Origin of the sequence: Polycladospora coralii (genome assembly GCF_014773435.2) — a bacterium.
Lineage (GTDB): Bacteria > Bacillota > Bacilli > Thermoactinomycetales > Thermoactinomycetaceae > Polycladospora > Polycladospora coralii.
Genome location: NZ_JACXAG020000003.1, coordinates 302,835 through 317,379, shown reverse-complemented (window position 1 = coordinate 317,379; position 14,545 = coordinate 302,835). Strand labels below are relative to the sequence as shown.

The 14,545-nt window shown below is 40.1% G+C and carries 16 protein-coding genes, 1 tRNA gene, 1 rRNA gene and 1 other RNA gene; 6 read left to right on the top strand and 13 right to left on the bottom strand.

Going from position 1 to position 14,545, the window contains the following annotated elements; translation table 11 throughout:
* A partial coding sequence (locus IC619_RS09730; RefSeq protein WP_213260867.1) for an IS3 family transposase occupies window positions 1-392 on the top strand: 392 nt, incomplete at its 5' end.
* A gap of 149 nt (window positions 393-541) precedes the next feature.
* Here IC619_RS09730 and IC619_RS17080 read toward each other — a convergent pair.
* On the bottom strand, window positions 542-1,294 hold the full coding sequence (locus tag IC619_RS17080; protein WP_191139674.1) for a GntR family transcriptional regulator: 753 nt from the start codon (window positions 1,292-1,294) through the stop codon (window positions 542-544).
* A gap of 14 nt (window positions 1,295-1,308) precedes the next feature.
* Complete coding sequence (locus IC619_RS09720; protein WP_191139673.1) at window positions 1,309-1,758, bottom strand: NUDIX domain-containing protein; 450 nt, start codon at window positions 1,756-1,758, stop codon at window positions 1,309-1,311.
* A 32-nt stretch (window positions 1,759-1,790) separates the two neighbouring features.
* Here IC619_RS09720 and IC619_RS09715 point away from each other — a divergent pair, with 32 nt between their 5' ends.
* The 4 genes from IC619_RS09715 (at window position 1,791) to IC619_RS09700 (ending at window position 3,649) form a co-directional block, all read left to right on the top strand.
* Entirely contained in the window at window positions 1,791-2,183 is a 393-nt protein-coding gene (locus tag IC619_RS09715) for a hypothetical protein (protein ID WP_213260865.1), read from the top strand.
* Window positions 2,184-2,651: 468 nt separating this feature from the next.
* Window positions 2,652-3,071, top strand: coding sequence for a hypothetical protein (locus tag IC619_RS09710; protein WP_191139671.1), 420 nt, complete (start codon window positions 2,652-2,654; stop codon window positions 3,069-3,071).
* Window positions 3,072-3,193: 122 nt separating this feature from the next.
* On the top strand, window positions 3,194-3,466 hold the full coding sequence (locus IC619_RS17330) for a recombinase zinc ribbon domain-containing protein (RefSeq protein ID WP_369411264.1): 273 nt from the start codon (window positions 3,194-3,196) through the stop codon (window positions 3,464-3,466).
* The gene (locus IC619_RS09700) at window positions 3,467-3,649 is read left to right on the top strand and encodes a hypothetical protein (protein WP_191139669.1); all 183 of its coding nucleotides are present in this window, start codon (window positions 3,467-3,469) and stop codon (window positions 3,647-3,649) included.
* A gap of 204 nt (window positions 3,650-3,853) precedes the next feature.
* Here IC619_RS09700 and IC619_RS09695 read toward each other — a convergent pair.
* The 6 genes from IC619_RS09695 to rrf all read right to left on the bottom strand — a co-directional run bounded on the left by IC619_RS09695 (window position 3,854) and on the right by rrf (window position 8,280).
* Window positions 3,854-3,929, bottom strand: a tRNA-Thr gene (locus IC619_RS09695).
* 18 nt (window positions 3,930-3,947) lie between these two features.
* Window positions 3,948-4,309, bottom strand: a transfer-messenger RNA (tmRNA) gene (ssrA, locus tag IC619_RS09690).
* An 80-nt stretch (window positions 4,310-4,389) separates the two neighbouring features.
* The gene (gene smpB, locus IC619_RS09685) at window positions 4,390-4,857 is read right to left on the bottom strand and encodes an SsrA-binding protein SmpB (RefSeq protein ID WP_191139668.1); all 468 of its coding nucleotides are present in this window, start codon (window positions 4,855-4,857) and stop codon (window positions 4,390-4,392) included.
* 97 nt (window positions 4,858-4,954) lie between these two features.
* Window positions 4,955-7,276 carry a ribonuclease R gene (gene rnr / locus IC619_RS09680; RefSeq protein ID WP_191139667.1) on the bottom strand — a complete coding sequence of 774 codons (2,322 nt, stop codon included), beginning with the start codon at window positions 7,274-7,276 and terminating at the stop codon, window positions 4,955-4,957.
* A gap of 12 nt (window positions 7,277-7,288) precedes the next feature.
* Window positions 7,289-8,059, bottom strand: a complete 771-nt coding sequence (locus tag IC619_RS09675; protein ID WP_191139666.1) for an alpha/beta hydrolase — start codon at window positions 8,057-8,059, stop codon at window positions 7,289-7,291.
* Window positions 8,060-8,165: 106 nt separating this feature from the next.
* Window positions 8,166-8,280 (bottom strand): 5S ribosomal RNA (rrf, locus tag IC619_RS09670).
* A 177-nt stretch (window positions 8,281-8,457) separates the two neighbouring features.
* Between rrf and IC619_RS09665 the strand changes: the two genes are divergently transcribed.
* Window positions 8,458-9,288 (top strand): potassium channel family protein, encoded by an 831-nt coding sequence (locus tag IC619_RS09665; protein WP_191139665.1) that lies wholly within the window; start codon window positions 8,458-8,460, stop codon window positions 9,286-9,288.
* A gap of 32 nt (window positions 9,289-9,320) precedes the next feature.
* On the opposite strand, the gene secG is transcribed toward IC619_RS09665, so the two are convergent.
* The 5 genes from secG to IC619_RS09640 all read right to left on the bottom strand — a co-directional run bounded on the left by secG (window position 9,321) and on the right by IC619_RS09640 (window position 14,538).
* Window positions 9,321-9,551, bottom strand: coding sequence for a preprotein translocase subunit SecG (gene secG / locus IC619_RS09660; RefSeq protein ID WP_191139664.1), 231 nt, complete (start codon window positions 9,549-9,551; stop codon window positions 9,321-9,323).
* A 157-nt stretch (window positions 9,552-9,708) separates the two neighbouring features.
* A complete protein-coding gene (eno, locus tag IC619_RS09655) occupies window positions 9,709-10,998 on the bottom strand; it encodes a phosphopyruvate hydratase (RefSeq protein ID WP_191139663.1) in 1,290 nt (429 codons plus the stop codon).
* A gap of 19 nt (window positions 10,999-11,017) precedes the next feature.
* Window positions 11,018-12,574: a 2,3-bisphosphoglycerate-independent phosphoglycerate mutase gene (gpmI, locus tag IC619_RS09650; protein WP_191139662.1), complete on the bottom strand. Its 1,557-nt coding sequence runs from the start codon at window positions 12,572-12,574 to the stop codon at window positions 11,018-11,020.
* Entirely contained in the window at window positions 12,571-13,338 is a 768-nt protein-coding gene (tpiA, locus tag IC619_RS09645; protein WP_191139661.1) for a triose-phosphate isomerase, read from the bottom strand. Before tpiA ends, gpmI begins: the two co-directional genes overlap by 4 nt.
* Window positions 13,339-13,344: 6 nt before the next feature.
* Window positions 13,345-14,538, bottom strand: coding sequence for a phosphoglycerate kinase (locus IC619_RS09640; RefSeq protein WP_191139660.1), 1,194 nt, complete (start codon window positions 14,536-14,538; stop codon window positions 13,345-13,347).
* Window positions 14,539-14,545 lie beyond the last annotated feature (7 nt).

Genomic DNA, 14,545 nt, shown 5'->3' with positions numbered 1-14,545 from the left:
TATACCATGCACTTTCCACGATTAAGCACGATTTAAGGAAAATTCAGCTTTTCCATACTGACCGTGGGAGTGAATTCAATAATCGATTGATCGATGAAGCTTTGACAACTTTCCAAATCCAACGGTCGTTAAGCCTGAAAGGATCACCACATGATAATGCGGTTGCTGAAGCAACGTTCAAGCTCATCAAAACGGAATTTATCAACGGTACAAGCTTTAAATGCCTACAACATCTATCTCGAGAATTATTTGATTATGTTCACTGGTTTAACAACATCCGTATTCACAGTACTTTAGACTATTTAACTCCTGTTGAGTACAAATCCAAACACCTTAAAAAATTGTCTAGTTTTCTGTTGACAGTCCAGAATACGTTTTATGTGCTTACGTAAAAAATATGTTTTAGTAGTTCTCAAAGCATCACCCTACTAAATGATTAATTATTCACCTAACTAAATATAGTTTTAATTATTCAATTTAATACAATTATACAATGTATTATTGAACAAACAAGAGGAATCCAATTTAGGATCCCTCTTCTTTATTGCTTACGCTTAATCTTATTTCCTATTGGGTAATCATAGTGGAATTCATGCACGGCTGCATTACATATGATTTTGCTGTACTCAAATAAAATTTCTTCATCACTTTCTTTAAACTGCCTCCATATCAGGCGTTCAATCTCAATAACGGGGCTGTAAATAGATAAGTTCATCTGCTTTGCCTCTTCTGAGGTTGCAGTACGACAATGTAAGTTTTCTGAAGCACGCACAGGGTAGAACCCCTTTTGTGCTAGATGATCAAATAAAGGTATTTGTTCCTCATCTCTACCAATCAGGTCTTGTGCTAATGAAGAAAGTAGATAGGTTGTAACAATCCGATAAGGAACACTATCGACGATCTGCACTCTAGAACGCAGTATTACGTTTTCTTTTTCAGGTATGTTTAACTTCTCCCCTATTTCATTAGCCGGTATTTCCTTCGTCTGTTCAAGATACCTACTTACGACCTTCATTCCTTGCTTTCGAAGCTCTGAAATGAAGTTGTTTGATTTTGTTGGATCTATCTTTTGCTTTCTTAGCGCCCCTTTTATAAACGCCCCTGATCGAGGTATGATATCTACCAAATTCTCCGATTGTAGGCGTACTAAAGCTTCTCGCACTGTAGGTCTAGATACCCCAAGTTCTTCTGCTAATTCTCTCTCAGATGGCAGTCGTTGATTTGGTAAATATACAAATTCCTTAATCCCTTGTTTGATATGTTGGATCACCTTGTCAATCTTGGTATTACTCATCGTAAAACCTTCTTTCACCTAATATAGGCTCTCTCTCTTGCATGATGAAAATCATCTATGCTAATCCTCTGTGCTGGATGTAATTCAAGCTTTTCTACTTCGTCAAAAGTAAAAAAATCTATCTGAGTCGATTCATTGCTAATCCTTAATTCATCCTTTGTAATATTACATTCAAAACAAATGGAAAATTGTTGCCTTACCTCACCATCCGTATAAGCAATAATGTGTCTAGGATCTGTGTAAATACCTACACATTTCTTAACGACAACATCAAAACCAGTCTCCTCTTTCACTTCCCTAATTATGGTCTGTTCAATCGTTTCTCCAAGCTCCATCACGCTACCTGGTAATGACCATAAATGATTATCACTTCTCTTGTGTAGCAAAATGTTACCTTTCTTATTTAATACAATCCCTGATGCCGCAGGAACAAGTGTATTCGGAATAGGTGCATCACTTCTCATTCAAAAGTAAGTTAGAGAAGTTAATGGAGCAGATGAAAAGCGAAAACAAGTTGAAAGTAACCGAAATCAAACCAAATCTAACCAAAAAAGTAAAACGTTATCGCGAAATAAAAGACAGGGCTGGATGGTATCAAAAAGATGTAAGGAAGCAAGAAGAGAAAATTATGAAAGATAAATCATCCAAGAAAAAACAGCGCTCAACCGTCGATTCAACACCAAAGACAGAGACCGAGACAAGATACATCCCGATCCCAGTTCCGATATCCATTCCCAGGAAAAACATCAATTGGGGCTTTCATAAGAATTTTTGGAAGTGTGTCACGATCTCATATATAACAGGAGGGATGTTATTCATCTTACCGATAGCTATATTCTTTATACTCATAGCAATTCCATTCGTATTATTTGGAAAAGCAAAAAAATAGTCAGCTCATAGCCAAGTCGAGTCGAAACCTCGGCTTTTTCTTTTGCCCTCCGAAAAATAACCGAATTTAAGCCGTTTTAGGCCTGCTTTATTTTTCGGATAGTGTGATCGGTATCCAAAGTGCGAAATGATCGTAATCCCTACTGTGCGTCTATTTGCAAAAAAAAAGCGTAAACTGTTGATATCAATGGGATATGAGGTAATATTTTTTAGATGAAAAGGTTTAAAGTCATATTTTTCAAAAATATTATCCATGAAGACTACACGTGAAATACATTTTCATTACGTTTAGATGTACAGTCAGTACTACATTCAGTGATATATGTAACTTTTGTTGCATATCTCCTGTTTCGCTTGCGTGACAATGGTTTTAGAGCATTCTGGAATCAAGACTAGGTATAGACGTATAAATAACTTATTGATATACTTTATTATAATAATATTCTAATAAATAAGAGGGGAAATAATAATGAAAAAACAACTTATTGCAACGATAACAGGATTCGTTTTAACAATGGGGGGATTTTCAGCTGGACTTACACATGAAGTTGTAGCTTCTACAAGTAAGGAGCAGCTTACACTTGATCAACTTTCACAGGAGATTTATACACATGAGCTCTCAGCTGAGGAAATTACATCTTTAATTCAGCTTATACATACCTTAAACACAGAGCTAAGAGAAAGTTCAACAAGGGATATAATCCATCAACAAGCAATAGAACAGAATATGGCTAAGGCAAATGAACTATTAAATCAAGCCAAACAACGTTTAGAATCTGGAACAGCAACCAGTTCATTAGGAATGGCTACTTCTCTTACTTCTCTGCAGAAAGCGGGTTCATCTCGGAAATTAGGATCACAAAATGTTTTTACAAATACAGGTGAATAGAATATCATATACAACCCATTCAAATTGCGACATTGGCATTCTATCCATTAATTAGTAGATTTACATGAATGTAGTCTGGGACCATTACCCAGGCTTTTTTGTTGTAACTCAGTAAACGACTAATAAAAGACATCTTATCATATGGATCATATCGTGAGAAAATCTCCCTAATATCAAAAAAAGGGATATTTTTACATGGTAGATGTGGCAAAACGATGTCTGGTACCTCCAGAAAGTATAAAGGGAAACGAACTAAGTACTATGGATGTGTCAATAGACAAAAAAACTTTCATTGTGATATGTCCTATTTGCAGGAAGCTTCGATTGAAGAAGCTCTCTTACAGTACATTCACATCAACCTTGAAAATACTGATATAGATGAAATTAGAAATTAGTTGGATTCAAATGAAGAACAAGAGGAATGGATCAAGCGAGCTAAAAGCTTAGAATCGGAGATGGAGAAGATACGAATAAGGAAACGAAAATTCCAGATGATGTATGTTGATGAACTCATCTCGAAAGAAGACTACCGCGAGCGTTTACAGGAGCTAACAGCCGAAGAAGAGATTGAACATTAAATTAAATTGCACGATCTATTAACGCATTTCCAAGAACACTACCAGACTTTAAGTGTGGATGAGCGCAAAACAATGGCACAAACATGATTTTCATCGATCAAACTTAGTGCCTTTAAAAATGAAGATAAACCGAGACAACGTCCCGATATTCAAGTGTGGCTTGAATACCATTAAAAAAAGACAAGATCATTTCTTGTCCTTGTGTGGTGCTGGAGACAGGATTTGAACCTGCGACCCCTTCATTACGAGTGAAGTGCTCTACCAACTGAGCTACACCAGCATACTTATTATAGATTTATGGTGGAGGCGAGCGGATTTGAACCGCTGTCCGAAGACATCGCCACGCCAGATTCTCCGAGCGCAGTCACTGTACGATAGTCTCGTCTTTAAAACTGCCCAGTGACAGGCGATTTTAAAGACCAGCCACTATTAGTTCGCTTTCCGATCAGTGGCATATCGGTCAGCTAGCCTGCTTAAGTTTGAGACCCGGCAGCTCCACACAGGCGATGGAGAAGCGGATCCTCACTGCCTAATTAGGCAGCAAGTGCAAAATTATCTTGTTTGCCAGTTGAATTGGCGTTTGCGTGATTAACGAGAAACGCAACCCCTCGGCTCGCTACTGACGCTCGAACTATCCCCGTCGAATCCCAAAACGCCCCCAAGATTCACGGAAAAAATGGAGCTAATATCATCCGTTATAGGAACACATTTTATCATATATACAACTATAAATCAATATGTTACCCATAATTCCGCTCTTTCAGCTTACGCTGTATCATGCGATCTGCATCGCGCTTTGCTTCTTTTTCCCGCTTATCATACAACTTTTTACCTTTGGCGAGACCCAATTCTAATTTGGCAAAACCATTTCGCAAATGGAGATCAAGCGGTACAATCGTTAAACCTTTTACTTTCGTTTGTCCCAACAACCGGTCAATCTCTTTTTTATGCAATAATAGTTTACGTGTACGTGTCGGATCCACATTGAATCGATTCCCTTGTTCAAATGGGCTAATATGCATACCCATAATGAAGATTTCGCCTTTATCAATACGAGCGTAACTATCTTTAAGATTTATCCTTCCCTGGCGTATTGATTTAATTTCAGTTCCAGTCAGAACAATTCCTGCTTCAAACTTTTCTTCAATATGGTAATCATGAAAGGCTTTTTTGTTTTTAGCAACTACCTTTCTACCCGTATTCCCCATAGTGGCACCTCCCAGATTTAAATTTCAGTGTAACAAGCAGCACACAAGTGCGTCAAGAGTAGCTTGCCATAAACGGATCAAGCAAGCTACTCAACACTTATTTGTTCGCTTTTTTTGCTGAACTTTTATTGCGATAGGTTTTCTTTTTCTTCTTTTTTCCTTTTTGATCGCCATTTTTCTTGCTTCTTTTAGGCGGCTTATTTCCAGAGCGCGTTCGCTCCTTAGAACTTCGTTGTTTAGACTTTTTGCCTTTTTTCTTGGGTAAATGAAAGATATCTTCTTCAGTATGAACCGATTCATGGTCTAGTAACTCAAAGTCAATTCTACGCTCTTCGATATTAACTTTACTTACTTTAATCTTTGCGCGATCACCAATGCGGAGCACCTTTGCTGTCCGTTCACCAATCAAGGCATATATCCGTTCATCATAGCGATAATAATCATCTGTTAGAAAACTAACATGCACTAAACCTTCTACTGTATTGGGCAGTTCGACAAATAGCCCAAACGAAGTTACGCTACTGATGATCCCTTCGTACTCTTCTCCTACTTTATCCAGCATATACTCTGCGATTTTTAGATTATTTGTTTCACGCTCGGCATCCACGGCTACACGTTCACGGATAGAGGACTGCTGAGCCGCATCGGGTAAGTATGCATTTAACTGCTCAATTCGCTCTACAGTTAGGGCACCTTTTTCTAACACTTCACGTATCACACGATGAATGAGCAAGTCTGGATAACGACGAATCGGAGAAGTAAAATGTGAATAAAATTGCGCCGCTAACCCAAAGTGTCCTACACACTCGGTTGCATACTTAGCTTGTTTCATCGAGCGGAGCATGACTGTACTAATCACATGTTCTTCTGATCGCCCATTAATTTTTTCGAGTAAAGTCTGCATCGCCTGTGGCTTAATTTTATCCGGTTTTCCTTTCATGGCATAACCGAAACTGGTGATAAAATCGAAGAAACCTTGTAATTTGGCAACATCCGGCTTCTCATGAATCCGATACACAAAGGGAACATCCATTCGATAAAAATGCTCAGCAACGGTCTCATTTGCTGCTAACATAAATTCTTCAATTAATTGTTCAGCTTCTGTTCGTGGTCGTTTCACAATATCAACGGGTTCGCCATTTTCGTCCACGATAATTTTGGCTTCCGTAAAGTTAAAATCAATCGCACCACGTTTCATCCTTTTTTTACGCAGTACTTTTGCTAAGTTGCCCATCAGACGAAAATCTTCTACAAGCGGCTCATATTTGGCGATTAATTCCGGGTCTTCATCCACGATAATCTTCTTGACATCGGCATAGGTCATTCGTTCATTCGTGCAGATCACACTTGTATAGATATCATAGTCCACTACATTTCCGTTATCATCCATTTCCATATCACACGTCATGGTAAGTCGATCCACTTGTGGATTAAGGCTACATATTCCATTTGAAAGTCGCCGTGGTAACATCGGGATCACACGATCTACAAGATATACACTACAGCCTCGTTCATACGCTTCTCGATCTAAAGCAGATCCTTCCTTCACATAATAACTTACATCCGCAATATGTACGCCTAAACGTATGTTACCGTTTTCTAATCGTTCAACCGATACCGCGTCATCTAGATCTTTGGCATCCGCACCATCTATCGTAACCATTTGTCTCTGTCTGAGATCACGCCGTCCTTTTATTTCTGCCTCACTAATTTTTTCTGGTGCACTTTCAGCTTCATCTGCTACATTTTTAGGAAAGGCTTCAGGTAAGCCATGTTTACGAATGATGGATAAAATATCTACACCAGGATCATCCTTGTGTCCAAGTATTTCTGTAATTTCTCCTTCAGCGCTGTGACGCCCCGTAATATTATGCAACTTCACTACCACTTTTTGTCCTTCTTGTGCATTCAGCTGCAGCTCTGGTGCAATAAAAATGTCGGTAGAAATACGTGCATCGTCAGGTAACACAAAACCAAAGTGACTAGAAACACGACGAAACGTCCCCACTATGTTTTTACGACCACGCTTCAAGACTCGAATAATTTCTCCTTCCGGTCTGCGGTCAGCTTGTACTTTTTTGTGGACGCGTGCAAGTACTAAATCACCATCTAAAGCCCCATTCATATCATTCATATGAATATATAGGTCTGGCGTTTGAGGTGTATCTGGTATAACAAAGCCAAAGCCCTTTGAACTACCTTGTAAAGTACCACGCACTAAGTTTAGACGTTCAGGTACACCGTAGCGTTTTGCTCGTGTACACACGATTTTTCCTTCTTCTTCGAGCGTGTTTACTAGCTCATTAAATTGTTCTTGCTCATCCTCTTTCACTTCCAATGCTTCCCTGAGTTCTGTTAACGTAAGTGGTTTATACGCAAGTTCAAACATATAACGCAAAATTTCGGATTCTGTTTTCAACAATTGCCACCTCTATTCTTGATTCACGATATGCGCTTTCACATTATTGGTCTCAATAAATTTTTCTACCTCCGCAAACAGCTTTTTACGCTCTTTATCTACGGTAATGATATGACCGGAATGATCATACCAAGATAAAGTTTTAGTGGGAGTTGAGATGTGTTCATAAATGTACTGGGCACTTCGGGGTTGAACAGTTTCATCTACACTGGATTGGACAATCAATGCAGGCACTGTAATGTTCACTAGTTGCTTACGTACTGTCTTAATCAATTTTAAGATTTCACTTACAGACTTAACCGGCGTACGGTCATAAGGAACCAAATGAGCTTCAACCTCTGGTGGTTTTCCACCTCCACGCGGACGATAAGGTACAAATGGATGAAAAAAATTACTTAGAAATGCAAGTCGATCCTGTATCCACATCGGCGCGTTCATGGAAATTACACCATCAACTTGCTTGTGCGCGGCCAAGTTTAGTGCCAGACAGCCACCCATCGATAACCCCGCAACGTACAAATGATCTAGTTCATGCTCGTTGAGACGATCATAAGCATGAAGCGCAGATTGCCACCAATCCTGCCAGCTTGTTTCCCGCATATCTTCTGGTTTGGTTCCATGACCTTTTAAGAGAGGCGCATGGACTGTATAACCCAGCTTATGAAAATATTCACCCATAGGTCTTAGCTCTGAAGCTGACCCAGTAAATCCATGTATAAGTAGGATACCCGTTTTTCCTCCTTCATAAAAAAAAGGTTCCGGAGATCTTTGAATAAATGCCATATTTATCACCTACATGATTTAGTTTCCTTATCATTAGCACATCTTCTCGCTTTAAGTGTATCACAAAAAAGGAGTTCTTCCTCGCGGAAGAACTCCTTTTTCTCTAGCCTGGCAACGTCCTACTCTCCCATAGGTCGTCCTATAGTACCATCGGCGCTGGAGGGCTTAACGGTCGTGTTCGGGATGGGAACGAGTGGATCCCCTCCGCCATCATTACCAGACAACTATATATTACCATGGATTTAATCATAATACAAGTACATTTTTATCTTTTATTGCTCTATAATGATCAATAAGGCTTTTTTTATGGTATCGGACAGCAGTAATGTCTCACGGTAAAATGGAAAAATGATAAAATCGAAGCGGCTAGATCTTACCATACAATTGGGGGAGGAAAAATGAAGAAGAGACTCTTTGAGCTTCACAAAAGCCAACCTTTACGAGTTGCCTATGAATCCTTTATTGCACTTTTATTGTTTACTTACATTATCGTTCTGATGCAAGATACATTTGGCGATCAGCTAACCCCTGATCAACAACCCATTTTTACCAATGAGCAAGTCCTATTGATGGACCGCATCCTCATTCTTTTCTTTGTGATTGAATATGTGATTCGCCTTTCCTTCGCTAAGAATAAGTGGCAGTTTGTGCGTAAAAATTGGTTTGATTTGATTGCGATGATTCCATTTGATCAATATTTTCGGATTGCACGTTTTATGCGTATCCTTAGACTAATCCGTTTAATTCGTCTTTCCTTTATTTTATCTGGTCTAATTAAAAATAAGGATATCCGCATGTCCTTCATTATCGTTGGATTAATTATGTTTTGGGGTGGCACTGGTTTTTACTATATTGAACATGAAGTAAATCCCAATATTAGTAGCTATATGGATGCCATTTGGTGGGTTGTTGTTACCACAACTACTGTGGGATATGGAGATATATCTCCTGTAACACTGGGTGGTCGCATTATAGCCGTTGTATTAATGTTTACTGGGATCGGCTTAATTGGCTCTTTTACTGCGGGCATTGCTTCTGAATTCTTAGATCATCTCAATCGTTCCAAGCAAAAGCCGCAAGCAAATGAGAATAAAATACGTACCAATACCATTGAATACATTCAAGAACAAGTCGTACAGGTAGACAAACTTTCCGATGAAGAGTATCAACAATTAATACGCCTTATAAGCTCCTTACGAGCACCCAAACAAGAAAAAGATCCCTCCTAGTATCGATGAAAGGATCTTTTTCTTATTTAGGTTTAAATAAAGAGACCTACAGAAATCGCGAGTATCATAAAAAGGATAGCAAATGCAATCGTTAGTTTGTGTAAGAGAGCATCCATTCCACGCGCTTTCGCTTTACCCATCATATGCTCTGCACCGCCACCAATCGCACCTGATAAACCCGCACTTTTACCAGATTGTAAGAGCACGACTAATATGAGCGCTACACTAATGACTGCTAAGGCAATATTTGCTGCCAATTCCATATCAAAACCTCCCTGACACCTATTCCACTGCTTTCGACTCTATCATATTCTTACTTCATTTTCAATAAAGAAAACTTGGCAAGCCTAGGCTCCATTGCACTTAGGTGAATAGGAAAGCACATCTATAACAGATGTGCTTCGCCAATGATACAACCATCTACTTCGTTTTCAAGTTATAAAAAGCACGTTTCCCAGGATACTGCGCAGTATGATCTAAATCGTCTTCAATACGTATTAGCTGGTTATATTTTGCCACCCGATCTGTACGTGAAGGGGCACCTGTTTTAATTTGTCCTGCTCCTGTAGCAACCGCTATATCTGCAATCGTCGTATCCTCGGTCTCACCTGAACGATGGGAGATTACCGCTGTGTAACCTGCTCGCTTAGCCATTTCAATCGCATCAAAGGTTTCCGTTAATGTACCGATTTGATTCACTTTCACCAGAATGGAATTTCCTACGCCCTCTTCAATTCCTCTTCCTAGGCGTTCGGTGTTTGTGACGAATAAGTCATCACCAACAAGTTGTACTTTGTGACCCAAACGATCCGTTAATTTCTTCCAACCATCCCAATCATCTTCTGCAAGTCCATCTTCAATCGATAGGATTGGATATTTATTTACAAGCTCTTCATAGTAAGTGATCATTTCATCAGCCGTACGGACAATCCCTTCACCTTCTAAATGATACTTTCCATCCTTATAGAATTCGGTTGAAGCCACATCAAGTGCTAACATGACATCAACACCTGGGGTGTAACCTGCCTTCTCGATTGCTGTCACAATCGTAGAAAGTGCTTCTTCATTGGAAGTCAGGTTGGGTGCGAATCCACCTTCATCACCTACACCAGTTGCATATCCTTTGGTTTGTAAAACTTTTTTTAGATGGTGGAAAATTTCTGTACCGATACGAATGGCTTCCCGTATATCATTTGCACCGACTGGCATAACCATAAATTCTTGAATATCTACGTTATTATCTGCATGCGCACCACCATTTAAGATATTCATCATCGGTACTGGTAAGGCTTTAGAATTAAACCCACCTAGATATGCATATAGCGGAAGTCCAATCGCTTGCGCAGCTGCACGTGCCACAGCCATCGAAACACCTAAAATCGCGTTTGCTCCCAGATTTGCTTTATTAGAAGTTCCATCCAATTGGATTAAAGCATGATCAATCGCAATTTGATCAATCGCGTTTAACCCTTCTAAGTGCGGAGCAATCACCTCGTTTACATGTTGAACAGCCTTTTGAACTCCTTTTCCAAGATAACGATCTTGATCGCCATCACGTAACTCAACAGCTTCATAAGCACCTGTAGACGCTCCTGAAGGTACAATCGCTCGACCGTACGCTCCTGATTCTAGTGTCACCTCTACTTCAACCGTCGGATTACCGCGTGAGTCCAGAACTTCACGTGCATATACATCATAAATCATAGTCATATCACTAACCTCCATTGTTTTATTTTGATTCATTATCCTTTATTTGAATCATAGATTGACCCGTCATCTCAGTCGGTTGTACAATTCCTAACAAGTTCAGCAAAGTAGGAGCAATATCTGCTAATATCCCATTTTCTCTTAATGTTACCGATTCATCTGTAACAATAAATGGTACAGGGTAAGTGGTATGTGCTGTATGGGGTTTCCCATGATCATCGATGATCATGTCGGCGTTTCCATGATCAGCTGTAATGACTGCTACACCCCTTTTTTGAATCACCAGATCTACAATGCGACCTAAGCATTGATCTACAGTTTCGACTGCTTTGATGGTGGGCTCCATCTTCCCTGAATGTCCAACCATATCAGGGTTAGCAAAATTTAAAATGATGGTATCATACCGATCTGTTTCGATGGCTTCACAAAGTCGATCTGTCACCTCAAACGCACTCATTTCAGGCTGTAGATCATATGTAGCCACTTTAGGAGAAGCAACTAGAATCCGCTCTTCGCCTATAAATTCTTGCTCACGCCCACCATTGAAGAAGAAGGTAACGTGGGGATATTTCTCCGTTTCGGCAATCCGTAGCTGTTTCAGCTGATGCGAAGCGATCACTTCTCCATATGTACGCTTTAAATCTTGGGAGTTGAAAGCAATCGCACCCGCTATTTCATCACTATATTTTGTAAAACAAGTAAAAGCGATTTGTGAAACTGCATGCTTACCCCGTTCGAAACCATTAAATTGCTGTGAAGTAAATGCTTCAGACAACTGTATAGCCCGGTCAGGACGGAAATTAAAAAAGATGATGGAATCGTCTTCTGTTATCGTTGCAATCGGTTTATCCTGATCATCTGTCATCACAGTCGGAACGATAAATTCATCAAAAACTTCAGCCTCATATGATTGCTTAACCGCTGAGATACTATCTGTAGCCTTTGGACCCTCACCACTCACCATGGCGTGATAAGATTTTGCAATGCGTTCCCATCGTTTGTCCCGATCCATCGCATAGTAACGGCCATGAATCGTTGCGATTTTCCCTATATCTAATGCATCCATCTTGGCTGTAAGTTGTTGTAAATAGGAGAGTCCACTATCTGGTTTTACATCACGCCCATCTAAAAAAGCATGAATATATACTTCTTCTATTTGCTCGGCTTTAGCCAATTCAAGCAGTGCAAACAGATGGTGAATATGACTATGTACCCCTCCATCTGACAGTAAACCAAAAAGATGGAGTTTGCTATTATTCTGTTTGACGTGTTTCATCGTATTGAGGAGAACCTCGTTTTCAAAAAAATCACCATCTGAAATGGCCTTACTGATACGCGTTAAATCTTGATACACAACACGTCCAGACCCAATATTTAAATGACCTACTTCTGAATTACCCATCTGACCAGGTGGCAAGCCAACAGATTCCCCACTAGCTGTCAGCATAGCATGGGGATACTTTTCCCAGTACCGATCAAAGTTAGGCTTATTTGCTTGCATGACAGCATTGCCGTGTCGATTTCCCCGCATACCAAATCCATCTAGAATACAAAGCAAGACAGGCTTTGGATTACTCATGAGGAAACCTCCATAGCACCGATCATCTGCGAGAAAGAATCTGCTGCAAGGCTAGCGCCTCCCACGAGTGCACCATCAATATTAGGGGACGCTAGAAAGCTTTTAATATTATTTGGCTTTACACTACCTCCGTATTGCAAGCGCACACTTTCTGCTGTTTCTACATCATAAAGATGGCTGATTTGGCGTCTAATCTCTGCAATCACCATTTCTGCATCTGTAGGTGTACTGGCAAGTCCCGTCCCGATTGCCCACACGGGTTCATAAGCCACAATTACTTTTGTCATATCTTTCTTTTCAATTCCTTGGAAAGCTGCTTCAACTTGCATACCGACCACTTCATTTGTCCTGCCTTGTTCTCGCTCTGTTTGGCTCTCCCCTACACAAACAATTGGAATCAGACCAGCTTCTAGAACACGCTTCACTTTTTTATTCACCATTTCATCCGTTTCACCAAATAAGGTGCGACGCTCTGAATGACCGATAATAACATACCGCGCTCCAACCTCTTTTACCATTGAAACGCTAATTTCACCTGTAAATGCTCCTTCCTCTTCCCAGTGAACATTTTGCGCACCAATTGCAATACCACGCTCAGTTCCTTTTAATTCTTCTATGAGTGCAGGGATTGTAATTGATGGCGCACAAATGACAATATCAAGTTCAGAAGCCCAATCCGTCTGATTGATAGCTTGCATGAACCGGCGTGCATCAGTAGCCGTTTTATACATTTTCCAGTTTCCTGCGATAATCTGCTTTCGCATCGCGACTTAATCCTCCTTCTCTTTATCTGCAAGCACTTGAATGCCAGGTAATTCTTTTCCTTCTAACAGTTCAAGTGAAGCGCCTCCACCTGTAGAGATATGATCGACTTTATCTGTCAAACCCGATTGTTCAATCGCTGCAGCAGAGTCCCCTCCACCAACAATGGAAAAAGCGTCTGATTCTGCTAAAGCACGTGCCACAGCATAAGTGCCTTGAGCAAATTTCTCAAATTCAAATACACCCATCGGGCCATTCCAAATGACTAATTTTGAAGAAGAGACAATATCAGCAAAAAGCTTTGCTGTCTTCGGACCAATGTCAAGGGCACGCATCTCTTCTGGTATAGCATCAATGGCTACCGTTTCGGTACGTGGGTTTGGAGAAAACTCATCTGCAACCACTGAGTCAATCGGCATAACCAAGCGTACATTTTTTTCATCTGCTTGTTGGATAAATTTTTTAGCCAAGTCCACTTTATCTGGTTCAAACAACGATCTACCGATCTCATGTTCCATTGCGTGCACAAAAGTATAGGCTAAGCCTCCACCAATCAAAAGTGTATCTACTTTATCTAGTAAATTTTCAATCACACCAATTTTATCTTTTACCTTTGCACCACCAACAATAGCCGTAAAAGGACGTTTTGGATTTGCTAATGCATGACCTAAAATTTCTAATTCCCGTTGCATCAGAAAGCCCGCTACAGCCGGTATATATTCAGCAATGCCAGCAGTAGAAGCATGTGCACGGTGGGAGGTTCCAAATGCATCATTTACGTAAAGATCAGCAAAATTTGCAAATGCTCTTGCTAAACCTGGATCATTCTGCTCTTCTCCAGGATAAAAACGAACATTTTCAAGTAGAACAATATCTCCTGCTTGCATGTTTTTTACTTTTTGCTCTACTTCAATTCCTACAGCTTCATCCAACTTGGTAATCGGCTGTTCTAACAATTGGGCTAATCGCTCAGCAACTTGATCTAAGCGTAGTTCTTCCACTACTTCACCTTTGGGTCTACCGAGATGACTCGCTAAGACCACACGTGCTCCCTGCTCTACTAAATACTTAATCGTAGGAAGCGCCGCACGAATTCGGCGATCATCTGTAATGGTGCCTTCTTGCATAGGTACATTAAAGTCAACCCGACAAAACACACGCTTATCTTTCACAACGACATCACGTATCGATTTTTTATTCATGGTTCTC

What these genes read in the sequence shown, in the direction of transcription:
- IC619_RS17080 (WP_191139674.1), bottom strand. Translation starts at nt 1,294, where the DNA reads ATGAGTAATACCAAGATTGACAAGGTGATCCAACATATCAAACAAGGG.
- IC619_RS09720 (WP_191139673.1), bottom strand. Translation starts at nt 1,758, where the DNA reads ATGAGAAGTGATGCACCTATTCCGAATACACTTGTTCCTGCGGCATCA.
- IC619_RS09715 (WP_213260865.1), top strand. Translation starts at nt 1,791, where the DNA reads ATGAAAAGCGAAAACAAGTTGAAAGTAACCGAAATCAAACCAAATCTA.
- IC619_RS09710 (WP_191139671.1), top strand. Translation starts at nt 2,652, where the DNA reads ATGAAAAAACAACTTATTGCAACGATAACAGGATTCGTTTTAACAATG.
- smpB (WP_191139668.1), bottom strand. Translation starts at nt 4,857, where the DNA reads ATGGGGAATACGGGTAGAAAGGTAGTTGCTAAAAACAAAAAAGCCTTT.
- IC619_RS09675 (WP_191139666.1), bottom strand. Translation starts at nt 8,059, where the DNA reads ATGGCATTTATTCAAAGATCTCCGGAACCTTTTTTTTATGAAGGAGGA.
- IC619_RS09665 (WP_191139665.1), top strand. Translation starts at nt 8,458, where the DNA reads ATGAAGAAGAGACTCTTTGAGCTTCACAAAAGCCAACCTTTACGAGTT.
- secG (WP_191139664.1), bottom strand. Translation starts at nt 9,551, where the DNA reads ATGGAATTGGCAGCAAATATTGCCTTAGCAGTCATTAGTGTAGCGCTC.
- eno (WP_191139663.1), bottom strand. Translation starts at nt 10,998, where the DNA reads ATGACTATGATTTATGATGTATATGCACGTGAAGTTCTGGACTCACGC.
- gpmI (WP_191139662.1), bottom strand. Translation starts at nt 12,574, where the DNA reads ATGAGTAATCCAAAGCCTGTCTTGCTTTGTATTCTAGATGGATTTGGT.
- tpiA (WP_191139661.1), bottom strand. Translation starts at nt 13,338, where the DNA reads ATGCGAAAGCAGATTATCGCAGGAAACTGGAAAATGTATAAAACGGCT.
- IC619_RS09640 (WP_191139660.1), bottom strand. Translation starts at nt 14,538, where the DNA reads ATGAATAAAAAATCGATACGTGATGTCGTTGTGAAAGATAAGCGTGTG.